The sequence below is a fragment of the Amycolatopsis sp. NPDC021455 genome, from assembly GCF_040640995.1.
GTDB lineage: Bacteria > Actinomycetota > Actinomycetes > Mycobacteriales > Pseudonocardiaceae > Amycolatopsis.
In genome coordinates this window covers 224,400-248,180 of the sequence record NZ_JBFACT010000003.1, presented here as the reverse complement: position 1 = coordinate 248,180, position 23,781 = coordinate 224,400, and the positions used below count along the sequence as shown (strand labels likewise).

Here is a 23,781-nt window from a genome sequence, read left to right as displayed (position 1 = left end):
GCGCCCGGGATATTCCTCAGGCGGCTTCGAGGTTCGCCGCGCACCGCTCCAGCGTTCGCAGCGTAGTGCGGTAGTCGTCGTCGCTGATGCCGTCGATGGCTTTCGCGCGGAACTCCTTGATGCGCGCTTCGACGCGGGCGTGGGCTTCGCGGCCGTCGGCGGTCAAGGCGCCGTCTTCGGCAACCCAGCCGCGGGCACGCAGGTCGGCGACCTTCGGCGCCATCGGGCCTTCGGCGATGACGAACGGCGCCATGGCCGTGTCGACCTCCTCCGGCGTGCGGGCGCCGAGGGCGATCGTGTTGAGTACCTGCCAGTGGCGGCGGGTCAGCGATTCCGTCTCGAGGACCTGGGCCATGGAGGATTCGAGAAGCTCGTGGAGGTGGCGGAGCCACCAGCCGAGGGGTTTCATGAGGACTCCGATATGTCGATGAACAACTACATGTAAAAGTACATGTAGTTCGGAGGTGGAGCAACCATGACGGACGCGGTGGCCGACGTCGAGCGCGCCATGATCGCGATCCGCCGCAGCCAGCAGCGCCGGGCTCTGAGCCGGATCGGCAAGGCGCGGGGCCGCGGCGCGCACGACCCGGTGTACGAGCTGCTCGACGTCGTCGAGGAGCTCACCGAACGCGGCGAGCCCAGCACGGTGACGGCCCTGAGCGCGGCGATGGGCGTCGACCAGCCGCGCGCCAGCAGGCTCGTGGCGCGCGCTGTCGAGCAAGGCCTGCTCCGCCGCGAAGCCGATCAACGCGACGGACGGCGTGCGGTGCTGGTGCCGACCGAAGCCGGCCAGGCGCACCTCGACGAGATGCACGCGTTCCGCCGCGGGGTGTTCGCGGAGGTGATGGCGGACTGGCCGGACGAGGACCGCGAAACGTTCGGCAGGCTCCTCACCGCATTCGTCCGCGGGTACAGCGCCCTCGGCTAGTCGTGCGAGAGGTCGACGAACCGGCTGTAGTGCAGCTGGTGCGCGACGGTGATCGTCGCCGTCGGCCCGGCGCGGTGCTTCGCGATGATCAGGTCCGCCTCGCCCGCGCGCGGGTCGTCCCGCTCCCAGGCGTCCGGGCGGTTGACCAGGATGACGAGGTCGGCGTCCTGCTCCAGTGAGCCGGACTCACGCAGGTCGGACAGCATCGGGCGCTTGTCCGTGCGCTGTTCCGGACCACGGTTCAGCTGGCTGATCGCGATCACCGGGACCTCGATCTCCTTCGCCAGCAGCTTCATCTGCCGGGAGAACTCCGAGACTTCCTGCTGCCGCGACTCGACGCGCTTGCCGGACGTCATCAGCTGGAGGTAGTCGAGGACGACGAGCTTGAGATCGTGCCGCTGCTTCAGCCGGCGCGCCTTCGCGCGGATCTCCATCATCGTCATGTTCGGCGAATCGTCGACGAACAGCGGTGCCTCGGAGACCTCGCTCATCCGGCGGGCCAGGCGCGTCCAGTCGTCGTCGGACATCTTGCCGCCGCGCATGTCGGCGAGGCGGATCTTCGCCTCGGCCGAGAGCATGCGCATGACGATCTCGGTGCGGCTCATTTCGAGGGAGAAGATGACGCTGGTCATGCCGTGCCGGATGGACGCCGAGCGCGCGAAGTCCAGGCCCAGTGTCGACTTGCCGACACCGGGGCGGGCCGCGACGATGATCATCTGCCCGGGGTGCAGGCCGTTGGTCAGCTCGTCGAAGTCGGCGAACCCGGTCGGGATGCCCTGGGACTGGCCGCCGCGCGACGCGATCGCGTCGATCTCGTCCATCGTCGGCTGCAGCAGCTCTTCCAGCGCGACGTAGTCCTCGCTGGTCCGCCGCTCGGTGACGTCGTAGATCGCGGCCTGCGCGCGGTCGACCACCTCGTCGATGTTCGCGCCGTCGCCCGCCGCCGCGCCGTAGCCGTACTGCACGATCCGGGTGCCCGCCTCGACGAGCCGGCGCAGCACCGCCTTCTCCGAGACGATCTCCGCGTAGTAGCCCGCGTTCGCCGCCGTCGGCACCGTCGCGATCAACGTGTGCAGGTAGGGCGCTCCGCCGACGCGGCCCAGTTCGCCGCGGCGCTCCAGCTCGGCCGACACCGTGATCGGGTCGGCGGGCTCGCCGCGGCCGTAGAGGTCGAGGATGCAGTCGTAGATCGCCTGGTGCGCGGGCCGGTAGAAGTCGTCGGGGCCGAGCGCTTCGATGACGTCGGCGACCGCGTCCTTGGACAGCAGCATGCCGCCGAGGACGGACTGCTCGGCCGCGATGTCCTGCGGTGGCTGGCGGTCGAAGCCGCCGGGTCCCGGATCGTTCGGACCCGGGTCGGACTCCGCGTACATCGGACCGCGGTCGTCGGTCAGCGCCACCGCTCCGGACACCTCCTCATCGTGTCGAACACTCGTTCGATTATGCCGGAACTTCGCTCTCGAAGCACGCGGCTCGGTTCGTGCTCCCGTCCCCCGGACGCGTCTCCCGATGATCGGCGAGAACGCCGTCCGACTCTCGGAGGCACGCCGGGCGCCACCGTGAGTACAGGCCCGAGCGGGCACGCTAGATCCCCCGGAAGGCCGATGGCAATTCAGGGTGGGGACCCTTCTGTGGACAACCTGGGGATGAATGGGGGTAACCAGTCACAGGTGCCGCGAGAGCTGTGGACAAGTTGGGGACAAGCGTGATCGGCTTCGGTAAAGATGCAGGTCAGCCCCTGTGTAAAAGCTGTGGAGAACTCTCGGAAAACTCGTCCGGCGTGTCGCGAGAAGTCCGTTCTTCGGCGTGTCGTGGATGGACGCGGGCGCGTCGGGCCACCGGACCTGTGGATGAAAATCACGGACGGTAGGTGGGTAACCCGGTGGGCTGAACGGCCCGGGGGTCAGGCCACGGTGAGCCGGCCCTGTGCGCTGCGTAACCGGTCAGCGAGAACGCGCTGGTCGGCCGGGGTGAAGGCGACGCGGTTCTCGCCGCGGCCCGGGATCTCCTCGGTCAGCCATCGGCCTTCCGAGGTATCGATGTAGTTCACCGGGCGTTCGATCCGGTGCCACGCGCCGGTGCGGCTCCGGGCCGCGACGTAGAGGCTGCCACTCCCCATTCGGCGTAGCGCCAGGATCCGCCGGAGCTCCTCGACCTCCTGCGAGCCCTCGGCCGGGCGGTCGTTGCGGAGCACCGCGAACCCGCCTTCGTCCGGGCGGGCGGTCCCCTCGATCTGGCTCTTCGGCACCGCGAGCGGCGTCCCGCGCCCGGGCGCCAGCTTAGGGATCTGGCCGAGGAAGTCGTCGAGCAGCTCCCCCGGCCGGGTCGACTCGATGACGACGACGTCCAGCTCCTCGTGCTTGGCCAGCACGAACGCCTCGCCGCCGGCACTGCCGGCCAGCAGCCGGTAGCTCACCGGCTTGCCCTGGAACCCGCCGTCGACCCAGCCGTAGTACTCCAGCTGCGGCCGGGCGATCGCCTCGACCGTCGCGACGAAGCCGGGGTGCATGCCGCGCGTGCCGAACAGCCCGGCCTTGGCGAGCTCGGCGTTGACGCGCTCGTCCTCGGCGCGCTGGGCCTCTTCGCTGTACCAGGTCGGCGTTTCGGAGAGCACCGTGTGCGGCTCGCCGCCCCGGCGCCGGATCAGGTTGATCAGGGTGCCGGTCGAGAGCGTGACCTGCCTGTCCAGCACCGCATTTCCCCCTTGTGAAGATCAGCTCGAAGACCGGGCGCGCCCATCTTGGCACGCGCCCGGCGGTCCCGCGTGGGCTACTCGCCGATGACCGGCGGCGCGGTCAGCTCGTCGGTCCCGAAGATGTCGTTCGGGTCGTCGCCGAGCAGGTACTTCGACGTCCGTTCCTCGTCGCCGCCGCCCTGGCCCTTGGCGCCGTGGCCCATCCCGCCCATGCCACCCATCCCGGTGCTGCCGGGCCGGCCCGCCGCCGCGCCACCCGCGCCCATGGCTCCGCCCACGCCGCCCCGGCCGGCGCCGGACGCGCCCGCGCCGCCAGGTGTGGCCGCGCCGGTCGAGCCGCCGGGCCCGAAGCCCGCCCCGCCCGGACCGAAGCCCGACGGATCGCCGATCCCGCCCGACCCGCCGGGGCCGAAGCCACCGCCCGGGATCGAGAAGTCACCCGCGCCGCCGGACCCGCCGGGGCCGAAGCCGCCGGGCCCCGGGATCTTCGGTGGCGTGAAGCCCGACGAGTGCGTGCCGTCGTTGAAGTTCGGCGGGGTGAAGGTGCCGGGGCCGGGGATCTTGGACGGGTCGTAACCGCCGCCGGGAATCTTCGACGGGTCGAAGTTCGGTGGCTTCGAAGGGTCGTAGCCCGGCACCTTGGACGGGTCGAAGCCGCCGCCGGGGACGTTCGGCATGCCGCCCGGACCCGGGATGTTCACCCCGGGCATCGACCCGGTGCCCGTGCCGGTGCCGGTCCCATTTCCGTTGCCGTTTCCGGTCCCGTCGCCCGGCTTCTTCTTGCCGTCCTGACCGCCGTCGACGTTGACGTTCTCCTGCTGCCCCTTGAGCGCGGAGTACGTCGGCATCTTCTGGCCGTTGTCGTTGCTCGCCTTGAAGTAGGTGTTGAAGGCGTCGACGTTCGCCTGGCCCTTGGCGTTGTAGTCGCGGATCGCCCGGTCGGTGTCGGTCGTCCACGGCGTCATCGCGTTGAGCAGATTGTTCTTCGGCGGGTCCTTAGGGACCTCCTGCACCTGCGCGTGCACCGTGGTGAAGGCGGTGTTCTGCTCGCCGAGGTACTTGTCGGAGTCGGTCAGCTTGGTGCCCGAGTCCTCCATCCACACCCGCAGCGGGTGCGCGCCGGCGTTCTGCGCCGCTTCGGCACCGCCGCCGGTCCAGGCCGCGTCCATCTCCTTGGCCAGCGCGTCGATCGTGGTGAGCCGCTCCGCGTATGCGCCCTTCAGCCGGCTGGCCGCCGCCTGCCCGTCCTGGATCGAACCGGTGCCGGGCCCGTGGGTGATCTTGTCCCAGATGTCGTAGCAGTCGATCTTGCGGTCGCCCTGCTGCGAAGTGTGGTCGTCCGAGTGCGTGGTGGCCAGGTTGTACGCGGCGAAACCGCCGAGCAGCACCAGTTCCAGCATCTCAGCCCTCCTTCAACGTCTGGATCATCGCCTCGGCCGTCTTCAGCGCGTACGGGCACGGGTCGGTCGCCCCCGGGCCGGCGCCGATCTGCGTGAAGACCTGGACGGCCTGGCTGTCCGTCACGCCCACCAGCAGCTTGCACTGGCCCTGGGAGCGGAAGTCCTTCGTCGCGGCGTACACCGCGGGGTAGCCGGAGACCTCGGTCGGCTCCCAGTACTCGTACTGGTCCTTGCCGCCCTTGGCGTAGAGGTCGTAGATGCCGGCGAGGCCGTCGGTGTTCGGGTCGGCGGCGACGTCGACGCGGCTGCTGCGCGTTTCGTCGTCCTTGTACACCCAGGCGCAGCTCGAGCCGGCGGACGTCGTCCGCGATGTGCCGTCCTCGACACCCAGCGACGAGCGCTGCGAAGCGGAGAGCACCGAACAGGGGTCGGACTTCAGCTTCGCCGGGTCGAGCGGGCTGGACACCTTCGGTGCGCCGTTGCCGCTGCCGCCGTCGCCGTTCGTGCTGCTCGAGGTGCCGGGCCCGCCGGACGCGACGGGGTTGGCCGTGCCGTCGGTCTTGGTGCTGCAGCCGGCGAGGGCGAGCGCCGCGAGGACCAGGCCGGGCAGGACGAGCCGACGGTTCACGCCTGCGTCCCCGCCTTCGTGATGTCACCGGTGTGGCCGGCGTCCGCGGCGGTGATCTTCTTCTTCGCGTCGAGCAGGGCCTGGATGTAGTTCTTCACGTAGTCCTGCATCTTCTTGTTCTGCTCGAGGAACGCCTTGCCGGACGGGTTGGCGAGCTTCTCCCAGTCGCCGCTGGCGAACTCCTTGCCGGGTGCCTTCACGTCGGCCATCAGGTTCGCGTCGGCGGCGTCGTTCTGCAGGTCGGTCTGCAGGTCCTGCCACTTCTTGATGACGCCGTCGATCTTGTCGGCGTCGAACGTGAAGCCCCCTCCGCCGGACGGCGCGGACATGTTGACCTCGTTACCCATCCCGGTGCGCTCCCTTCGCGTCCCGCTCCATTGTCCTACGACGACGCCCGCGTGTCCGGGGTTCCCCCGAAACGCGTGAAGGCGGGCCGCCCACCAGGGAGCGGCCCGCCTTCCACGAGGTACTGCCTTACTGCGCGGCCTTGACCTCGAGCCGCACGTCGACCTTCACGTCCGGGTGCAGCCGGGCGCCGACCGAGTGCTTGCCGACGGTCTTGATGTGGTCGCGCAGCTCGATGACGCGCTTGTCGAGCAGCGGGCCACCGGCCGCCTTGATCGCGTCCACGATCTCGGCCGCGGTGATCGAACCGAAGAGCTTCTTCGAGCCCTCGGCCGCCTTGCCGGTCAGCTGGATGGCGCCGAGGCCCTCCAGCGTCGCCTTGATCTCCTTGGCGTGGTCGAGGTCGCGGATGCGACGGCTCTCCTGCGCGCGCTGGATCGTGCGCACGTTCTTCTCCGCGCCCTTGGAGGCCACGATCGCGTAGCCCCGCGGGAGCAGGTAGTTGCGCGCGTAGCCGTCCTTGACCTCGACGATGTCGCCGGGGCCGCCCAGGTTGGCCACGTCGGTGGTGAGGATGATCTTCGCCATGTCAGTGCCCTCCCTTAGCGCGCGGTCGAGGTGTAGGGCAGCAGCGCCATTTCGCGGGAGTTCTTGACCGCGATGGCGATGTCACGCTGGTGCTGGCTGCAGTTGCCGGTGACGCGACGGGCACGGATCTTGCCGCGGTCGGAGATGTACTTCCGCAGCAGGTTGGTGTCCTTGTAGTCGATCAGTTCCGGGCGGCCCTTCTTCTCGGCCTTGCAGAACACGCAGACCTTCTTCTTGGGCTTGCGGATGGGTGGCTTGGCCACTGGTTACTCCTGGAATTTCAAATCTGTGTGGATGTGTACGAGATCAGAACGGGGGCTCGTCGCTGAAGCCGCCACCGCCGCCACCGGCGGGCGGGGCCGAACCCCACGGGTCGTCGGCGGGCATGCCGCCGCCACCGCCACGGCTTCCGCCGCCACCGCCGCCGCCGCCGAAGTCACCGCCGCCACCGCGGCTGACCTTGTTGACCTTGGCCGTGGCGTAGCGCAGCGAGGGGCCGATCTCGTCGACCTCGAGCTCGACGACGGTCCGCTTCTCGCCTTCCTTCGTCTCGAACGACCGCTGCTTCAGGCGGCCCTGCACGACGACGCGGGCGCCGCGGGTCAGGGACTCGGCGACGTTCTCCGCCGCCTGCCGCCAGATGTTGCAGCGCAGGAACAGCGCCTCGCCGTCCTTCCACTCGCCGGACTGCCGGTCGAGGGTGCGCGGGGTGGACGCGACGGTGAAGTTCGCGACCGCCGCACCGGACGGGGTGAAGCGCAGCTCCGGGTCGGACGTCAGGTTGCCGACCACCGTGATGACGGTGTCTCCAGCCATCGGGATTCCCCTCGGGCTCAGGCCTTGGCGGCGGGCTTGGCCGCGGCGCGCTTGACCTCGCGACGCATGACCTTGGTGCGGAGCACGGTCTCCTGCAGCGACAGCTGCCGGTCGAGCTCCTTGACCGCGTCCGAAGACGAGTTCAGGTCGAGCAGCGCGTAGATGCCCTCGGCGTGCTTCTTGATCTCGTACGAGAGGCGACGACGGCCCCAGACGTCGACCTTCTCCACGGAACCGCCCGAAGTGCGGATCACGTTGAGGAAGTTGTCCAGCGTGGGGGCGACCGTGCGCTCGTCGAGCGTGGGGTCCAGGATGACCATTACCTCGTAATGGCGTGACACAACCACTCACCTCCTATGGGCTCGCGGCCACGGGCTGTCCGTGGCAGGAGGGTTTGTCCAGGTAAGGCTACCTGGGGGTACCGACAGTCCCCGACGGCGGGGTCAGGCGGCCCGGCGGAGGACCCAGGTCCGGACCAGACCCGCCGTGACGCCGGCGAGCACGATCACCGCGAGGAGCATCGGCAGCTGGACGTCGTTCGACGCGCTGTTCGAGGCGAGCGACTGCGCGTTGCCCGCGTCGCGGATGTCCGCGCCCTGGCCGCTCTGGTCGCCCGCGCCGGCCTGCGCCTGCGGGGCCGACGCGTCACCGGGGAGGATGCCGTTCGCCGGGTAGCGCACGCCCGGGGCGACGGCCGTGCCGGCGGTCGCCGTCGGGATGCCGCTGTAGTCGCGCATCGGCGCGCTGCCGCCCGTGCCGCCGGTGGTGCCCGGGTTGAGGTTCGAGAGGTTGCCCGACGCGCCGGCGGGGGTGCCGCCCTGCTGCTGGGTGCCCGCGTTCCCCGGGGTCGGCGTGCTCGGCGCCACGTAGTTGCCGGCGATCAGCGTGAGGCCGCAGCCCTTGGCGACCGTGCTCTCCACGCTGTTCAGCGTCTTGTTCCAGTCGAGCCCGAGGCCCCACGTGCCGGAATTCGCCAGTGCGGTACGAACCGCCTTGCCGATCGCGGCGCCGCTCGCCTCGCCGCCCGCGGAGTTCGGGATCTGGCCGACCGGGATCGAGTGGTTCTTGGCGATGGAATCGCCCGCCCAGCTGCCGATCGCGAGGGTCCCGGCGTTGTTCGCGCCGTCGGTCACGAGGGTCCTGACCGAGGCTCCGTCGATCGCCACCTGGTCGCCCATCTGCCCGGTGACCGAGCCCGTGCAGCTGTTGCTGACGAGGGTCGTCGCGGCGGCGGCCGAGCCCGCGGAGAGGAACGCGCCGCCGGTCACGAAGGCCGCGATCGCGGTGACGGTCAGTGCTCGGCGAGTCGTCTGCCAGGTCTTCCGCACGAGCACTTCCTCCGTGGCGTTATCGGGGCGTCTTCCTGAACAACAGGATGAACGACGGGGATACGCGAAAGATACTCGGCAGTTGTATCAATTCGCAGCGGCCATTCGGCGGAGCACCCAGGTGCGGACGAGGCCCGCGCTGACTCCGGAGAGTGCCAGGACGGCGATCAGCAGCGGCAAATTCGACCCGTTCGGGAAGCCGTCCGACCCCGACGGCAGCGCCTCGGCCCGTCCGGCGGTCTGGACGCCGGAGTTGTCGCCGGAGGCGCCTTCCGGCCCAGTGAGGCCGTACTGGGGCGCGTAACCCGGGATCTGGCTGCCGTACCGGATCGCCGGCGACGGCGTGAACAGCCCGGCCGTCGCGAACGGGATACCGCTGTAGTCGCGCATCGGCGCGTAACCCGTGCCCAAGGAGAACGGGAATCCGCCGAACACCGGGACGCTCGAAAAACCGGGTAGGAGCGGGCTGTTCGCGTCGGGAATCGGCGTGGTGCCCGCCGGGGTTCCGCCCTGCTGGGGCGTGCCGCCGGTCCCGCCGTTCGACGGCGGCTGCTGCGGGTTGCCGCCCGTGCCGGGCTGCGGGGACTGCTGCTTGCCGCCGCCGCTCAAGCCCTGCTGGACGCCGCTGGTCACGCCTTGGACGCCCTGGTTGATCGCGCTCGCCGCGGGTGCGCCGACCACCGGGACCGGCGAGACGACGGTGTTCACCACCTTCACGGTGACCGAGCAGACGGTCTTGAGCAGTCCACCCACGGTGGTGGTCAGCACGGTGGTCGCCTGGGTGACGACGCCGAGGTCGATGAGGGGCAGGCCGAGCAGGGAGCCCTGGATGTGGTCGCCCGGCGCCGCCGACACGGTGCTGCCGCAGGGCACGGTCTTCGTCTCGGCCGACGCGGTCCCGGGCAGGCCGAGCACGGCCGAACCGGCGAGCACGAACGCCGTAGCTCCGACCGCCGTAGCCCTCCGTGTCCGATCCTGCATGCTCGCCGCCCCTGGTCTCGTCGCCTCTTCCCAGGACAACGACGTTAGGGCAGCCGGGTGACGCCCGCGCGCTCAGAAATGTCCGGCATTCGAGTGGAAGCGGGCGTCACGATGGGTGAAGTCAGGCGGGCTTGCGGCGGATCCACGCGCGGACGAGCGCGGCCGCGACGATCGCCAGCGCCAGGACCGCGAGCAGCATCGGCAGCTTCGCGGGCGGGGTGACGCCGGGCAGTGCCTCCGCGGTGCCCGATTTCTGCTCGTCGACCGTCGGGACCTGCTGGCCGGGGATGACCTGGGCGATCACCGGCGCCTGCACCAGGCTGCCCGGCACCAGGGAGGCGTGGCTGAAGATGCCCGAGATCGAGTCGCCGGGCAGGGCCGCGTTGCCGGGGCCGGTGACGATCGGGCCGGTGTGGTCGCCGGGCGGCGGGTTCGGACCCGGGTGCGGCGGGTTCGGGCCGGGCGGAACGGGCTGGGGCGGAGCCGGCTGCGGCGGGTTCGGCGGGAGGGGCAGCGGCGGCAGCTGGCCGGCCACGCCCTGCGTCAGGTCGCCGACCGCGTTGACCGTGCCCTGCGCGGCCGGGCAGACGCCCTGCGCCGCGACGTCGCCGACCACCGGGACCTCGCCGATGCCGAGCGCCTTCACCGTGTCGCCGAGCGGCAGCGTGAGCAGCGGTGCCGAGCCGTTCGTGTTCCGCGAGCTCGAGTCGAGGCCGATGGTGAGCTGGTTCGGGGCGTTCAGCGGGGCACCGGCGTCCAGCAGGAGGCCGGTCGAGCCGGTGCGGGCGGCGCTGTTCTGCAGCGTGGCCTGGCAGCTTCCGCCGAGGGTGGGGTCGGCGCTCGCGACGCCCGGCGCCAGCGCGACGGACGCGGCGATCGTGAACCCCAGTGCGGTGATCCGGGCGACGTGCTTCCCCATCATGCCCTCCGGCAGTCGGACCAAATCTGGATCACGGAACGCGCTCACGGTACTCCACGAGCGTCACCAACCGGTCCCAGCGGGCGGAAATCCGCCCGGAGTAGCGTGCTCGGCATGCTGATTGGCGCCCATGTCCGTGACGACGACCCGTTGACCGCGGTCGCCGAGCGCAAAGCCGACGTCGTCCAGTTCTTCCTCTCCGACCCGCAGGGCTGGAAGGCCCCGAAGCCGCATCCGCACGGCGAAGCCATCGCGGCCGACCCGGTCGAGGTGTTCATCCACTCGCCGTACCTCATCAACGTGGCTTCGCTGAACAACCGGATCCGGATCCCGTCGCGCAAGAACGTCACGCAGCACGCGGACGGCGCCGCCGCGATCGGCGCGAAGGGCCTGATCGTGCACGGCGGGCACGTCGGCGCGAACGACGACGTCGAGGCCGGCCTGGACAACTGGCGCAAGCTGTTCGAGCGCGAGCAGGAAAAGGGCGGCTTCAAGGTCCCGATCCTCATCGAGAACACCGCCGGCGGCGAGAACGCGATGACCCGCGACCTCGACGTGATCGCCCGGCTGTGGGACAAGGTCGGCGAGTTCGGCGCCGGGTTCTGCCTGGACACCTGCCACGCGTTCGCCGCGGGCTGGGAGCTGGAGACCGCCGTCGAGAAGGTCATGGCCATCACCGGCCGGATCGACCTGGTACACCTCAACAACTCCCGCGACGAGTTCGGCTCGACCCGCGACCGGCACGCGAACGTCGTCGAGGGCGAAGGCACGATCGACCCCGACGTGCTGGTCGGCGTCGCCCGCGCGGCGGGCGCCCCGGTCGTCGTCGAGACGCCGGCGGACGGCCAGGCCACCGACATCGCCTACCTGCGGGAGAAGCTCGGTTAGACGGCGACGGCTTTCCGGCGGCGGCGGCGGACGGCGTTCGGGATGATCACGTCCCGGGCGCCGTCGAGGAAGCCGCCCGCCGGGTCGTCGTCGCCGTCGGCCCGGACCAGGTCGGTGGCCGGGCGCCAGACCTCGCGGACCACCAGCGCGCACAGCCCGACGACGGCGAGGTCGCGGACCACGACCGTGCCGAGGAACCAGCCCTCGGGCAGGCCTTTGTGGTCGACGCCGAGGTAGTAGAACATCCGCGGCACCCACACGACGGCGTCGATCAGCATCCAGCCGAGCAGCAGCCGCCAGCGCGGGATCGCCAGCACCGCCAGCGGCACCAGCCACAGTGAGTACTGCGGGCTCCACACCTTGTTCGTCAGCAGGAACGCGGCCACGACGAGGAACGCGAGCTGGCCGACGCGCGGCCGTCGCGGCGCGGCGAGCGCGAGGTAGGCGATGCCCGCGCAGCAGGTCAGGAACAGCACGGCCACCGTGAGGTTCAGGTACGTCGGTGTCTGGTTCTTCTGCAGCACGCCGTCGAACCCGGCCCAGCCGGTGGTGTACGAGAACACGTTGTACAGCGAGTCCGGGTCCATCGGCCGCAGCGTGCTCATCCGGAAGAACTCCCACCAGCCGCGGGTCGCGGTGAGGATGAACGGCGCGTTCACCGCCACCCACGTCACGACGGCGGCGCCCGCGGTCTTCCAGAACGGCGTGAGCTTCCCCGCGCGCAGGCACAGCACGAACAGCACGCCGAGCAGGAACAGCGGGTAGAGCTTCGCGGTGGCGCCGAGGCCGAGCAGCAGGCCGGCGAGCAGCGGCCGTTTGCGTGCCCAGGCGAGCAGGCCGGTCGCGGTGAACGCGGTCGCGATCGCGTCGAAGTTGGTGAACGCGTGCACCAGCACCAGCGGCGAGACCGCCACCAGCACCATGTCCCACGGACGGCGTTTCAGCGTCCGGCCGGTCGCCCACACGGTCACCAGCCAGGCGACCGACAGGAAGAACGCCGTGATGTCGAAGTAGATCGCCACGGGCAGCGCGCCGGGCAGCCAGCCGGACTCGGCGACGTTCAGCCAGCCCGCCGCGAGCTTCGCGTTCGCCCACTGGAAGAGGCCGGTGAACACCGGGTACTCCATGTACCGGGTGTTGTTCTCGGCGGTCTGCGAGCTTTCCTTCCACGACGTGTAGTACGGGAACGTGCTCGGCCGGTCGAGCCGTTCGGCGCCGTAGAGCGGCACGATGTCGGAGTAGCACATGGCGACGAACGGGCGGCCCGCGCGCCAGTCGAGCTGGGTCGCGCCGCTGGAGTCCTGGTACTGCTGGATGCACGAGCCCTTGCCGAACCAGCAGAGCATCAGGGCCAGGGTGGCCAGCAGCAGCCCGACGCGCTGCGGGGACCAGAACCAGTGCCTGCCGACCGCCGCGTGCTCACCGAGCGGCCCGCCGAGGGGCCTGGTGACGGCCGCGACCATGGGGTCGTTCCAGCTCGGGACGATCCGTTCCGCCGGGGTCAGCGTCACGGGTCCGGGCTCCGGCTCCCGCGTGGTCTCCTCTGGCACGAGGCGGATCGTATCGGTGATCGGGGTGCGCGGTGGTGAAGCCGGTGATCATGCCGGATTCGCGTAGTACGAGGCCAGGACCTCCGCGGCGGCGCCCCGGGTGACGATCTCCTCGCCCGAGCCGTCTTCGACGACCTCGATGCGCTGCCAATGCGGCAGCGGCAGCAGCTCCTCGAGCCGCTCCGAAACGGCTTCGCGGTGGACGTCCGGCTCGTCCCGCACCGCGCGTCCGGCCAGCACGATCCGCTCCAGGTCGAGCACCTGCACGAGGTCGGCGAGCCCGATGCCGAGGAAGCCGGCGGCGGTCCGCGTGTCGGCTGCCTGCTTGGCCATGATCTCGACGCAGCCGCGCCGCCCGCAGGCGCAGCGGGGGCCGTCGTAGGCGATCGTGGTGTGCCCGAACTCACCCGCGTTGGTGCGCGGGCCCCGGTAGAGCCGTCCGTCGATCAGCAGGCCGACGCCGATGCCGGTGCCGACGAGCACCACCGCGGTCGCCGTCGGCTCGCCGTGCGGCCAGAGCCGGGCGAACGCGGCCGCGTTGGTGTTCTTGTCGAGCGTTGTGGGCAGCCCGGTCCGCTTCTCCAGCAGGTCACGCAGGGGGACGTCGTGCCAGCCGGGCATGTTCGTCGCGTCGCGGACCAGGCCCGCGAGGTGGTCGAGCGGGCCGACCGCGCCGAGGCAGAGGCCGAGCACGTCGAAGCCGTCGGCGAGCTCGAGCGCGGTGGCGCCGATGGCTTCGACGGCCTGCTCGGGCGTGAAGCCGACCGGGAGCGGGCCGCCGGCCGACTCCTCGACCTCGCCGATGAGGTTGGTGCGCAGCACGCGGTATTCGTCGCGGTCGAGGCGCGCGCCCAGCGCGTGGCGGGCGCCGGCGCGGATGGTCAGCCGGGTGCGGGGCTTGCCGACGCCCGTGGACGGCTGACGCTGCTCGTCCAGCAGGCCGGCGTCGAGGAGTTCGGGCACGATCTTGGAGACGGCCTGCTGCGTGAGCCCGGTGCGTTCGGCGAGCTCGACGCGGCTGAGGCCGCCGGCGCGCAGGATGTGCGTGAGCAGCAGGGCACGGTTGTGCTCGCGCACGTCGCGCAGGTTCACCCCGGTGTCCGCCATGACTCCGATCTTCGCACGACTGGTCAGTTAGGCAACGCTGTTGTTTAATGTCGGCATGGCGGACGACTTGCGCGTGGGCATCCTGGGGTACGGCATCGGGGGCCGCGTCTTCCACGTACCCCTGGTGGCGGCGACGCCCGGGCTGACCCCGGCGGTCATCACGACGTCGAGCAACGCCGCCCAGGCACGGGTCGACCACCCCGGCGCGGAGGTCGTGCCGGGCGCCGACGCGCTGTTCGAGCGGGCCGGTGACCTCGACCTCGTCGTGGTCAGCACGCCCAACCGCACGCACGTCCCGCTCGCGCTGCGGGCGATCGAAGCCGGCCTGCCGGTGGTCGTCGACAAGCCGTTCGCGCCGACTGCGGCCGAAGCCCAGCAGGTCGTCGACGCGGCGAAGGCGGCAGGCGTCGGCCTGACGGTCTTCCAGAACCGGCGGCTCGACTCCGACTTCCTCACCGTGCGGAAGGTCCTCGGCTCCGGGCAGCTCGGCGAGGTGTTCCGCTTCGAGTCCCGCTACGACCGCTGGGTGCCGAAGCCCAAGGACAACTGGCGTGAGTTCGGCGACCAGGCCGAGGCCGGCGGCCTGCTCTACGACCTCGGGGCGCACATCGTCGACCAGGCGCTGCAGCTGTTCGGGCCGGTCACGCGGGTCTACGCGGAGGTCGACCGCCGCCGGGCCGGCGTCCAGGTCGACGACGACGTCTTCGTCGCGCTGCACCACGCGAACGGCGTCCGCTCGCACCTGTGGGCGACCGCCCTCGCGGGCACGCAGAACCCGCGGTTCCGGGTGCTCGGCGACCGCGCGACGTTCACCAAGTACGGCCTCGACGTGCAGGAACCGCAGATCAAGGCGGGGCTGCGGCCCGGCGACGAAAGCTGGGGCGTGGAACCCGCCGCGGACGCCGGGAAGATCGGCGTCGGCACCGACGTCAAGACCGTTCCCACCGAGACCGGCCGCTACGAGCAGTTCTACGCCCAGATCCGCGACGCGCTGCGCGGCGAAGGCGAGTTCCCGGTCGACCCCGCGTCGTCGGTCGAGGCCCTCCGGGTCATCGAGGCCGCGCACCGCTCCGGCGTCGAAGGCACCGTCGTCGACCTGACGACCCCCTGACCGGCCGTGACCTCGGTGACCCCCAGCTCCGAGGTCACGGCCTCCTTCGGCCGCGCTGCTGGTTCTGCTGGTTCTGCAGCTCCTGCAACCGCTGCTGGAACTGGCGGAACTGCTCCAGCTGATCGAGCTGCTGCTGTTGCTGCTGCCGGTTGCCGCCGTCGCCGAACTGGACCGAGTTCTGCTGCTGTTGCTGCTGGAACTGTTGCTGCTGCTGGTCTCCGTCCGGCGGGTCCTGGACCTGCACCCGGTCCTGCGGTGAGCTGATCGCCGCCACGCGGTTGAAGCGTTCCGCCGGCCTGCCGCCCAGGTAGAGCTGCATGAAGCGGTCCCAGATCGGTCCGGCGAGCGTCGAGCCGAACAGCGGGCCGCCACCGGGGGCGCGGAGGGCCTTGTCGCCATCACTGCCCACCCAGACCGCGGCCGACACGGACGGCGTGTACCCGACCATCCAGGTCTGCGAGTTCGCGTTCGCCGCCGACGGCGGTTCGTCGTTCTGGGGGGTGTGCTGCTGCGTTCCCGTCTTGCCAGCGCATTCGTGACCGGCCGGGCAGGACAGCCGCGAGAACGGGATCACCGGCGCCAGGGCCGCCGTCACGTTCCCGGCGATCTGGGCGCTCTTCTGCGCGTCGTTGTCCGCGAAGGCGTCGGTCGAGCCGATCTTCGCTTCGTAGGCGGTTTCGCCGTTCGCGTTGGTCACCTTCTGCACGAAGTGGCGGTCCCGCTGGACGCCGCCCGCGGCGAAGGTCGCGTACCCGGACGCCATGTCGGCCGTGGTGACCTCCGTGTCGCCACCCCCGAGCGAAATGTTGTTGTCCCCGGTGAACAGCTTGCTGCGGCCGCCGTTCTCGGTGGTCCGGATGCCCGCCTCCCGCGCGGCCTCCGCCACCCCGGACGGTTTCGTCACGTTGAGCACCATGTCGTAGAACACCGTGTTCGTGGACCGCTGCATCGCTTCGGCGACGGTGCACTGCTGCGAGCAGCTGCTGCTGTCGCCGGCGTTGCGGACCGGCTGGGGGACGTCGGGGAACGTCCGCGGTGACGTGCCGTCGAACCGCGCGTCGAGACCGCGCCCGAGCTTGAGGAACGCCGCCAGGTCGAACGGCTTCATCGACGACCCGGGGTTGTGCGGCTCGTCGGCCCAGTCGCGCCCGGCCTGGTCCTCGCCGTTCGGGCCCTTCACGATCGGATCGCCGCCGTAGTAGGCCAGCACGCCACCGGTCTTCGGGTCGACGGCGACCATCGCGCTGAGGATCCGGTCGTCGGTCTGGTCGGTCATCCCCTCGGCCACGGCCTTCTCGGCCGCCTGCTGGGCCTGCGAGTCGATCGTGGTGAACACCTGGAACCCGCCGGAGTAGTACTGCTTCTCGTCGATGCCCTGCGCGGCGAGCTCGGCCTTGACCTGCTTCTTGAGGAACGGGTTCAGCGCGCCGGCCTGCTTGCTCTCCCGCAGCGGGATCGGGGTCGGGAACTTCGCCGAGGCGCGCTGGGCCGGCGTCAGGTAGCCGTTCTTCAGCATCCGGTCCAGCGCCGTCGTCCACCGGCTCGTCGCGACGGCCTGGTTCTCCGAGCGGCCCGGCTGCTGGATCAGCCCGGCCAGCAGCGCGGCCTGGGAGTAGTCGAGCTGCCCGACGTCCTTGCCGAAGTAGGCCTGCGCGGCGGCCTGGATCCCGTAGGCGCCGCGGCCGAAGTAGATGATGTTGAGGTAGGCGGTGATGATGTCCGCCTTGTCGTAGGTCTGGTTCATCTTGAACGACTTCGCGAGCTCGAGCCACTTGCGCGTCAGGGTCGGGTCGTCGTCGCCGGAGGAGTTCTTGATGTACTGCTGCGAGATCGTCGACCCACCGCCGGAACCGCCGGTGACCTGGTTGTATGCCGCACGGAGGATGCCGCCGACGTCGAAACCGGAGTTCGTCTCGAACGACGCGTCCTCGGTGGCGATCACGGCTTTCTTGACGACGTCCGGAATCTGGTTCGGCGACAGGATCTGCCGGTTGCCGCCGGTGGGCACGTCCTTGCCCATCTCGGTGCCGTCGCTGTACAGGTACGTCACGGCTTGGCCCTGCGCCTGTGCGACCGTCTCCGGCGAGGGGACGTCGACGGCGAAGTAGGTGATCGCGAACGCGACCGCGGGGACGGCGAAGAACAACCCGGCGACGACGTAGGAGATCCGCCGGATCCGGCGCCACCGGCGTCGTCGCAGGTCCTGGGCGGTCAACGGGCGCGGACGGCGGGGCGGCTGACCCGCGCGGGGCCGCACGATCGGCACGGTGGGCGGCTCGTCCGGCTCGGTGCCGTTGTGCGCGTGGTGGGTGATCAGCTCCGGCTCGGCGCCCAGCAGCCCGGCGCGGGGCACCGGACGGCGGGCACGACGACGTGGATCGGATTGCCGGCCAGGCGACGTGCGGGTGCGGTCGTTGTTCACGGGCCGTCCTCGGGTACCACGGTGGGCTGCGGGCGCAGTCCCCTCCGAGGGCACACGTACCGCGGCCCACCGTGGTTCACGACCCCTAGTTGTCGGGGTTGTCGCCCGAGGTCGGCGTCTCCTTCGAAGACGTCGTCGGTTTCGGGTGTTTCGGCGTGTTCGACGACGACGTCGACGACTGGCTGGGGTTGTCGCCGTCGTGGCCGCGGCCGTCGTGACCACGGCCGTCGCCTTCGTCGCCGTTGTTCTCGGTGCTCGGCGCCGAGCCCGTGGTCGTCGCGACGTCGCTGGTCGACGGCGGTGCCACCTCGCCGCCGATGCGGTCGACCTTGTCGAACCGCTCGCCCGACTTGCCCGTCAGGTACAGGGAGAGGAACTTCTCCCACATCGGGCCGGCGATGGTGGCGCCGTAGATCGGCGAGTTGTTCTTGCCGTGCAGCGGCTTGTTGCCGTCGCCGCCGACCCAGGCCGCCACCGAGACCGACGGCGTGTACCCGACCATCCACGTCTGCGAGTTCATGTTCCCCGCCCACGACGGCTCGCCCGCGACCTTCGTGTGCTGCTGCGTCCCGGTCTTGCCGGCGCATTCGTGGCCGTTCGGGCAGTGCAGGTGCGAGAAGTCGATGACCGGCTTCAGGCCCTCGGTGACGTTCCCGGCGATCTGCCTGCTCTTGTCCGCGTCGCTGTCGAAGGCCGCCTTGCCGTCCGCCGGAGCTTCGTAGGCGACCTCCTTCTGCGAGTTGGTCACCTTCTGCACGAAGTGCCGGTCACGGCGTTCGCCGTTGCCCGCGAAGGTCGCGTACGCGGCGGCCATGTCCAGCGGCGTGATCTGGGTGTCGCCACCGCCGATGGAGATGTTGTTGTCCTTGATCGAGATGACCGACTGGCCGCCGTCGTCCTTGGTCTTCACACCGGCCTGGCGGGCGGCTTCCTTGACCGGTCCCTGTTTGGTCTGGTTGAGCACCATGTCGTAGAACACCGTGTTCGCCGAGCGCATCATCGCGTCCGCGACCGTGCACTGCTGCGAGCAGCTGCTGCTCGGGCCGGCGTTGCGCACGGTGCGGCCGTCGAAGACACGGTTGTTGGAGCCGTCGAAGGTCGCGTCGAGGCCCTTGCCCATCTTGAGGAACGCCACGAGGTCGAACGGCTTCATCGACGAGCCGGGGTTCTGCGGGGTGTTCGCCCAGTCGCGCCCGGCCTGGTCCTGCCCGTTGACCTGCACGATCGGCTTGCCGCCGTAGTAGGCGAGCACACCGCCGGTCTTCGGGTCCACGGCGACGAGCGCGTTGAGGAGGTTGTCGTCCACCTGGTCCTTGAGCGCCTCGCTGCCGACCTGCTCCGCGGCCTGCTGCGCCTTCGGGTCGATCGTGGTCTGCACCTGGAAGCCGCCCGCGTAGTAGCGGTCCTCGGGGATGTCGTGCGCGGCCAGCTCGTCCTTCACCTGCTGCACGATGAACGCGGGCGGCGCGCCGGCCTGCTGCTTGCTGTCCTCCACCGGGATCGGCGTCGGGAACTGCGCCGCCGCCCGGTCGGCCGCGGTGATGTAGTGGTTCTTCACCATCCGGTCCAGCGCCGTGTTCCAGCGGTCGTGCGCGACCTTCGGGTTCTCCGAGCGGCCCGGCTGCTGGATCAGCCCGGCCAGCAGCGCGGCTTCCGAGAAGCTCAGGTCCTTGGCTTCCTTGTGGAAGAAGGCCTGCGAAGCCGCGCCGACGCCGTACGCCCCGCGCCCGAAGTAGATGATGTTCAGGTACGCGGTGATGATGTCCTTCTTCTCGTACGTCTGGTTCATCTTGAAGGACTTGGCCAGCTCGGTCCACTTGCGCGTCAGCGTGGGCGCGTCGTTGTCGGTGGCCTTCTTGATGTACTGCTGCGAAATCGTCGAACCACCGCCGACCCCGCCGGTGGCCTGGTTGTACGCCGCGCGCAGCAGGCCGGTGATGTCGAAACCGGAGTTGGTCTCGAACGTGTCGTCCTCGGTCGCGATCGCCGCGTGCTTCATGATGTCGGGAATCTGCTCCGGGGTGAGCAGCACCCGGTTGCCGCCGCGCGGCACGTCCTTGCCCATCGGCGAGCCGTCGGAATAGAGGTAGGTCACCGCCTGGCTCTGGTTCTGCGCGACCTGCGTCGGCGACGGCACGTCGACCAGGAAGTACGTGATGACGAAGGCGATCGCGGGCAGCACGAAGAACAGCCCGACGAAGGCGTAGGAGACCCGCCGGACGATCTTCCAGCGTCTCTTCTTGCGCTGCTCCGGCGTGAGAACCGGCTTGCCGTCCTCCGGCGCCTCGACGCCGTCTTCGTCGTACGGGCCGTCGTAGCCGGACGGCTCTTCGTACGCGTGGTGCGTCATCAGCTCCGGACCGCCGCTCATCGGCGGCGGCTCGGGCCGGTAGCCACGCTGCGGTGGTTGCTGCGGCGGCCGGCCGGGTGGCGGCGGCAGCGGCCGGCGGGGCACCTGGCCGTGGGGACCCTGTGGCGCGGACGGCCCACGACGGCGCGGATCGGGACCCTGGCCGGGCCAGGAGCGGGATCGATCGTCGGGCACGGGGTCCTCCAGTGAACGCAGGGACGGCGACGGTCGCAGTCCCTCTAGAGGAGGGGACGCACGTGACCCCGGTGGGTTGCCGGAATGATCACCCCGGAAACGGTTCGGGGCCCGCCGCGTGGTCGCGACGGGCCCCGAAGGAGCCGCTAGCCGGGTCCTGGCCCGGGTCTCGAGATGAGCCCGCCGCCACCCCCACCGGAGGTGTTGCCTTCGCCGGGGTTGATGATCGGCGGCGTCGGGCCGGGCCGGCTCGTCCGGGACCTCGACGTCGTGTCGGTCGGCGTGTCCGACGTCTCGGTGCTCGGCGGGGTGTCCGACGTGGTCGGCGTCGACGTGGTCGTCGGCGTGTCCGACGGCTTGGTCGGCGTCGTGGTCACGTCGTTGACGTCCTTGCCGATCGGCGCGACCTTGTCGAACTTCTCCGCCGGCTTGCCCTTGAGGTAGAGGTTCATGAAGTTCTGCCACGTCGGGCCGGCGACGGTCGCCCCGTAGATGGGCTTGTTCTTCGGGTCGTGCAGCGGCTTGTTGCCGTCGCCGCCGACCCAGACCGCGGCCGACACGGACGGCGTGTACCCGACCATCCACGTCTGGGAGTTGCGTTCGCCGTACGCCTTCGGGTCGCCGTCCTTCGTCGTGTACTGCTGCGTACCCGTCTTGCCGGCGCACTCGTGGCCCGTCGGGCACTTCAGCTTCGAGTGGTCGATGACCGGCACGAGCGCCTCGGTGACGTTGCCCGCGATCTGCTGGCTCTTGCCGGCGTCGCTGTCGAACGCCGGCTTGGTCGTGACGTTGTTCTCGTCGAACTCGACCTCGTCCTGCGCGTTCGTCAGCTTCGCGACGAAGTGCTGCTCGCGGTAGACGCCGCCGTTCGCGAAGGACGCGTACGCGGCCGCCATGTCCTCCGGCGTGATCGCCGTGCCACCACCACCGAGGGAGATGTTGGCGTCGTCGGTGTACAGGACGCTCTTGCCGTCCGGCGCCACCTTGACCCCGGCCTGCTTCGCCGCTTCCGCCACCCGCGACGGTTTCGTCACGTTCAGGACCATGTCGTAGAACACGGTGTTCGCCGAGATCTCCATCGCCGTGGCGACGGTGCACTCCTTGCCGCAGCTGGCGCTGTCACCGGCGTTCCGGACGGTGCGGCCGCCGAGCTGCCGGTTGTTCGAGCCGTCGAACGTCTCGCCGAGGCCCTTGCCCATCTTGAGGAACGCCGTGAGGTCGAACGGCTTCATCGACGAACCCGGGTTTCTCGCCTGGTTCGCCCGGTCCTGGCCGATCTGGTCCTTGCCGTTGGCGTCCTTCACCAGTTCCGGCCCCCCGTAGTAGGCGAGCACGCCGCCGGTCTTCGGGTTGACCGCGACCAGCGCGTTGAGCAGGTTCTCGTCCGTCTGGCCCTTCATGCCCTCCTGGGCCGCCTGCTCGGCCGCGTCCTGCGCCGCCGGGTCGATCGTGGTGTAGATCTTGGCGCCGCTGGAGAACAGCTTGCTCTCGTCGTAACCCTTCGCCGCCAGCTCGTCCTTGATCCGCTGCTGGAGCTGGTAGGTCATCTTCCCGGAGTTCTGCTCCTTGTTGGAGTTCTTCGGGATCGGCGTCGGGAACTGGGCGGTCGCCCGTTCGGCCGCGGGGAGCCAGTGGTTGGCGACCATCTGGTCCATCACGTACGTCCAGCGTTTCTGCGCGTACGCCTGGTTCTCCGAACGCCCCGGACCCTGGATCAGGCCGGCCAGCAGGGATGCCTCCGACGCGTTGAGGTCCTTGGCGTCCTTGTTGAAGTAGTTCTTCGCGGCCGCCTGGATCCCGTAGGAGCTGCGGCCGAAGTAGACGATGTTCAGGTAGGAAGTGATGATCTCTTCCTTGGACTGCTGGTTGTTCATCTTGAACGACTTGGCCAGCTCGGTCCACTTGCGGGTCAGCGTCGGGGCGTCGTTCTGCGTCGCCTGCTTGATGTACTGCTGGGAGATGGTCGAACCACCGCCCTGGCCGCCGGTCACCTGGTTGAAGACCGCGCGCAGGATGCCGGTGACGTCGAAGCCCGAGTTGGTCTCGAACGTCGCGTCTTCCGCCGAATACACCGCGTGCTTGACGACCTCGGGCACCTCGCCCGGCTTGAGCAGCTGGCGGTCGCCGCTCGGCGGCGTTTCCCGCCCCATCACCTGGTTGTTCGCGTCGTAGTAGGTGATCGGCTGGTTCTGCAGGGACTTGATGCTCTCCGGCGTCGGCACGTCGACCAGGAAGTACGTGATGACGAACGCGATCGCGGGCACGACGAAGAACAGCCCGACGAAGGCGTACGCCACCCGCCGGATGATCTTCCACCGGCGCTTCTTGCGCTGCGCCGGCGTCAGGACCTTCTTGCCGTTTTCGTCCAGCTCCTCCTGGGGCTCGACGTCGTCGGCGAACTCGTTGAACGCGGCGTCATCGTAGCCGTCGTCGTACGGGTCACGGCCGAAGTCGTCGGTGCCGTTGTGCGCGTGGTGGGTGATCAGGTCCGGTTCGCGCTCGGGCGGCGGGGCCGGCGGACGGCGCCCCGGCGGCGGCTGGCGGAAGCCCTGCGGGGGCGATCCGGGCGCGCCCTGTCCCGGGCGCTGGCCGGGCGGCGGGACCGGGCGCCGCTGCGGCACGCCCTGCTGGCGGGTGCGCTGCGGACGCCGGGGCGCCTCGTCGGCGGGCCACTGGGGACCACCTTCGTCGCCGGACGGCCACTCCGGCGACCCGCCGCGCGAACTGGCGCTGGGATTGCCGCGGGGCGGTGTGCCGCGCTGCGGACGGCGGGGGGCTTCATCGCCGGGCCACGCCGGTCCGGGGTCCTCCCCCGGCCACGGGCCTGACTGGGCACGGCGAGGTGCATCTGGCTCCTGGCCCGGCCAGGAGCGGTTGCGGTCGTCGTTCACGAATGGGCCTCCCAGACCGGCGCCCGGTGGGGTGCCGTTCTGCGCTCTGCAGCGGTTGTGTTCCAGCTCACCGGCCCGCGGTCCTCCGTGGACCGGCCGGTTCCCCCGTGCCGAGGACGTATGACCGCACCAGGTGGTTCCAATGGCACGCCCGGCACACCTCGACGTCGTACACGGTGAACTCGGCGAACAGGCCGGCCATCCTGGCCAGCTCTTCGGGGGACCTCGCCGAGCCCGCGACGTGCTTGAGTTCGTCACCGTAGACCCAGGACACCAGGGTCAGCGGCTCCTGACGGCAGATCGGGCAGGGCAGGTCACCGGCCCGGCCATGGAACTTCGCCGCCCGCAGCAGGTACGGGCTCGCGTCGCACGCCTCGAAGGTGCCGACGCGCCCGGAGCGGACTTCGGCGAGCAGCGCACGGCGCTGCAACGCGTAGTCCACGACCTGCCGCTGGTTAATCACCAGGACAGAGTACGGGCTCTTGCTGTGCCGTCCACGCCCCCTAGCGCGACCGGTCCGCTGACCGGGCCGGACACGCCGGACGTTCGATAACTCTCCGGTGAATTTCGCCCTCATTGGGTACACGGACGGGGTTAGCTTCGCCACTTCGATGTATCGGCGCGATATAGTGGCTGAGT

Annotated in this window: 22 protein-coding genes; 3 read left to right on the top strand and 19 right to left on the bottom strand. The window is 70.2% G+C overall.

Annotation, left to right across the window (positions count from 1 at the left end):
- Window positions 1–16: 16 nt before the first annotated feature.
- Window positions 17–409: a MarR family winged helix-turn-helix transcriptional regulator gene (locus tag AB0G28_RS06460; RefSeq protein ID WP_361083601.1), complete on the bottom strand. Its 393-nt coding sequence runs from the start codon at window positions 407–409 to the stop codon at window positions 17–19.
- Window positions 410–475: 66 nt separating this feature from the next.
- On the opposite strand from AB0G28_RS06460, the gene AB0G28_RS06455 reads away from it, so the two are divergent.
- A complete protein-coding gene (locus AB0G28_RS06455; RefSeq protein ID WP_361083598.1) occupies window positions 476–928 on the top strand; it encodes a MarR family winged helix-turn-helix transcriptional regulator in 453 nt (150 codons plus the stop codon).
- On the opposite strand, the gene dnaB is transcribed toward AB0G28_RS06455, so the two are convergent.
- The 12 genes from dnaB to AB0G28_RS06395 all read right to left on the bottom strand — a co-directional run bounded on the left by dnaB (window position 925) and on the right by AB0G28_RS06395 (window position 10,628).
- On the bottom strand, window positions 925–2,328 hold the full coding sequence (gene dnaB / locus AB0G28_RS06450) for a replicative DNA helicase (RefSeq protein ID WP_361084144.1): 1,404 nt from the start codon (window positions 2,326–2,328) through the stop codon (window positions 925–927). The two genes, AB0G28_RS06455 and dnaB, sit on opposite strands and share 4 nt — an antisense overlap.
- A 503-nt stretch (window positions 2,329–2,831) precedes the next feature.
- On the bottom strand, window positions 2,832–3,620 hold the full coding sequence (locus AB0G28_RS06445) for an ESX secretion-associated protein EspG (RefSeq protein WP_361083596.1): 789 nt from the start codon (window positions 3,618–3,620) through the stop codon (window positions 2,832–2,834).
- Between the two features lie 77 nt (window positions 3,621–3,697).
- Entirely contained in the window at window positions 3,698–5,023 is a 1,326-nt protein-coding gene (locus AB0G28_RS06440; protein WP_361083593.1) for a hypothetical protein, read from the bottom strand.
- 1 nt (window position 5,024) lies between these two features.
- Window positions 5,025–5,651, bottom strand: coding sequence for a DUF3558 domain-containing protein (locus AB0G28_RS06435; RefSeq protein ID WP_361083590.1), 627 nt, complete (start codon window positions 5,649–5,651; stop codon window positions 5,025–5,027).
- Window positions 5,648–5,998 carry a hypothetical protein gene (locus AB0G28_RS06430; protein ID WP_361083587.1) on the bottom strand — a complete coding sequence of 117 codons (351 nt, stop codon included), beginning with the start codon at window positions 5,996–5,998 and terminating at the stop codon, window positions 5,648–5,650. The genes AB0G28_RS06435 and AB0G28_RS06430 overlap by 4 nt, the downstream gene beginning before the upstream one ends.
- A gap of 127 nt (window positions 5,999–6,125) precedes the next feature.
- On the bottom strand, window positions 6,126–6,584 hold the full coding sequence (gene rplI, locus AB0G28_RS06425) for a 50S ribosomal protein L9 (RefSeq protein WP_361083585.1): 459 nt from the start codon (window positions 6,582–6,584) through the stop codon (window positions 6,126–6,128).
- Window positions 6,585–6,598: 14 nt separating this feature from the next.
- On the bottom strand, window positions 6,599–6,847 hold the full coding sequence (gene rpsR, locus AB0G28_RS06420; RefSeq protein WP_003098744.1) for a 30S ribosomal protein S18: 249 nt from the start codon (window positions 6,845–6,847) through the stop codon (window positions 6,599–6,601).
- Between the two features lie 43 nt (window positions 6,848–6,890).
- Entirely contained in the window at window positions 6,891–7,400 is a 510-nt protein-coding gene (locus AB0G28_RS06415) for a single-stranded DNA-binding protein (protein WP_361083582.1), read from the bottom strand.
- Between the two features lie 17 nt (window positions 7,401–7,417).
- Window positions 7,418–7,741 (bottom strand): 30S ribosomal protein S6, encoded by a 324-nt coding sequence (gene rpsF, locus AB0G28_RS06410; protein ID WP_191313494.1) that lies wholly within the window; start codon window positions 7,739–7,741, stop codon window positions 7,418–7,420.
- A gap of 102 nt (window positions 7,742–7,843) precedes the next feature.
- The gene (locus AB0G28_RS06405; RefSeq protein WP_361083579.1) at window positions 7,844–8,734 is read right to left on the bottom strand and encodes a hypothetical protein; all 891 of its coding nucleotides are present in this window, start codon (window positions 8,732–8,734) and stop codon (window positions 7,844–7,846) included.
- Between the two features lie 81 nt (window positions 8,735–8,815).
- Window positions 8,816–9,709 carry a hypothetical protein gene (locus AB0G28_RS06400; protein WP_361083576.1) on the bottom strand — a complete coding sequence of 298 codons (894 nt, stop codon included), beginning with the start codon at window positions 9,707–9,709 and terminating at the stop codon, window positions 8,816–8,818.
- 121 nt (window positions 9,710–9,830) lie between these two features.
- A complete protein-coding gene (locus AB0G28_RS06395) occupies window positions 9,831–10,628 on the bottom strand; it encodes a hypothetical protein (protein WP_361083573.1) in 798 nt (265 codons plus the stop codon).
- Between the two features lie 114 nt (window positions 10,629–10,742).
- On the opposite strand from AB0G28_RS06395, the gene AB0G28_RS06390 reads away from it, so the two are divergent.
- Complete coding sequence (locus AB0G28_RS06390) at window positions 10,743–11,516, top strand: deoxyribonuclease IV (protein WP_361083570.1); 774 nt, start codon at window positions 10,743–10,745, stop codon at window positions 11,514–11,516.
- Here AB0G28_RS06390 and AB0G28_RS06385 read toward each other — a convergent pair.
- Both AB0G28_RS06385 and AB0G28_RS06380 read right to left on the bottom strand, forming a co-directional pair.
- Window positions 11,513–13,066: a glycosyltransferase 87 family protein gene (locus AB0G28_RS06385; protein ID WP_361083567.1), complete on the bottom strand. Its 1,554-nt coding sequence runs from the start codon at window positions 13,064–13,066 to the stop codon at window positions 11,513–11,515. The two genes, AB0G28_RS06390 and AB0G28_RS06385, sit on opposite strands and share 4 nt — an antisense overlap.
- Before the next feature lie 48 nt (window positions 13,067–13,114).
- The gene (locus tag AB0G28_RS06380) at window positions 13,115–14,173 is read right to left on the bottom strand and encodes an ROK family transcriptional regulator (RefSeq protein WP_361083564.1); all 1,059 of its coding nucleotides are present in this window, start codon (window positions 14,171–14,173) and stop codon (window positions 13,115–13,117) included.
- Window positions 14,174–14,228: 55 nt separating this feature from the next.
- Here AB0G28_RS06380 and AB0G28_RS06375 point away from each other — a divergent pair, with 55 nt between their 5' ends.
- A complete protein-coding gene (locus tag AB0G28_RS06375) occupies window positions 14,229–15,284 on the top strand; it encodes a Gfo/Idh/MocA family oxidoreductase (protein WP_361083561.1) in 1,056 nt (351 codons plus the stop codon).
- Between the two features lie 34 nt (window positions 15,285–15,318).
- Here AB0G28_RS06375 and AB0G28_RS06370 read toward each other — a convergent pair whose 3' ends face one another.
- From AB0G28_RS06370 to AB0G28_RS06355, 4 genes are all read right to left on the bottom strand, one after another.
- Window positions 15,319–17,706, bottom strand: coding sequence for a transglycosylase domain-containing protein (locus tag AB0G28_RS06370; RefSeq protein ID WP_361083558.1), 2,388 nt, complete (start codon window positions 17,704–17,706; stop codon window positions 15,319–15,321).
- An 85-nt stretch (window positions 17,707–17,791) separates the two neighbouring features.
- Window positions 17,792–20,077 (bottom strand): transglycosylase domain-containing protein, encoded by a 2,286-nt coding sequence (locus AB0G28_RS06365; RefSeq protein WP_361084141.1) that lies wholly within the window; start codon window positions 20,075–20,077, stop codon window positions 17,792–17,794.
- Window positions 20,078–20,397: 320 nt separating this feature from the next.
- Window positions 20,398–23,142: a transglycosylase domain-containing protein gene (locus tag AB0G28_RS06360; RefSeq protein WP_361083555.1), complete on the bottom strand. Its 2,745-nt coding sequence runs from the start codon at window positions 23,140–23,142 to the stop codon at window positions 20,398–20,400.
- Between the two features lie 67 nt (window positions 23,143–23,209).
- Window positions 23,210–23,605, bottom strand: coding sequence for a DUF5318 domain-containing protein (locus AB0G28_RS06355; protein WP_361083552.1), 396 nt, complete (start codon window positions 23,603–23,605; stop codon window positions 23,210–23,212).
- Window positions 23,606–23,781 lie beyond the last annotated feature (176 nt).

Coding starts and splice junctions, on each gene's coding strand:
- AB0G28_RS06460 (WP_361083601.1), bottom strand. CDS start 409: ATGAAACCCCTCGGCTGGTGGCTCCGCCACCTCCACGAGCTTCTCGAA.
- AB0G28_RS06400 (WP_361083576.1), bottom strand. CDS start 9,709: ATGCAGGATCGGACACGGAGGGCTACGGCGGTCGGAGCTACGGCGTTC.
- AB0G28_RS06440 (WP_361083593.1), bottom strand. CDS start 5,023: ATGCTGGAACTGGTGCTGCTCGGCGGTTTCGCCGCGTACAACCTGGCC.
- AB0G28_RS06375 (WP_361083561.1), top strand. CDS start 14,229: ATGGCGGACGACTTGCGCGTGGGCATCCTGGGGTACGGCATCGGGGGC.
- AB0G28_RS06395 (WP_361083573.1), bottom strand. CDS start 10,628: ATGGGGAAGCACGTCGCCCGGATCACCGCACTGGGGTTCACGATCGCC.
- AB0G28_RS06390 (WP_361083570.1), top strand. CDS start 10,743: ATGCTGATTGGCGCCCATGTCCGTGACGACGACCCGTTGACCGCGGTC.
- rplI (WP_361083585.1), bottom strand. CDS start 6,584: ATGGCGAAGATCATCCTCACCACCGACGTGGCCAACCTGGGCGGCCCC.
- AB0G28_RS06455 (WP_361083598.1), top strand. CDS start 476: ATGACGGACGCGGTGGCCGACGTCGAGCGCGCCATGATCGCGATCCGC.
- AB0G28_RS06380 (WP_361083564.1), bottom strand. CDS start 14,173: ATGGCGGACACCGGGGTGAACCTGCGCGACGTGCGCGAGCACAACCGT.
- AB0G28_RS06415 (WP_361083582.1), bottom strand. CDS start 7,400: ATGGCTGGAGACACCGTCATCACGGTGGTCGGCAACCTGACGTCCGAC.
- AB0G28_RS06365 (WP_361084141.1), bottom strand. CDS start 20,077: ATGAGCGGCGGTCCGGAGCTGATGACGCACCACGCGTACGAAGAGCCG.
- AB0G28_RS06430 (WP_361083587.1), bottom strand. CDS start 5,998: ATGGGTAACGAGGTCAACATGTCCGCGCCGTCCGGCGGAGGGGGCTTC.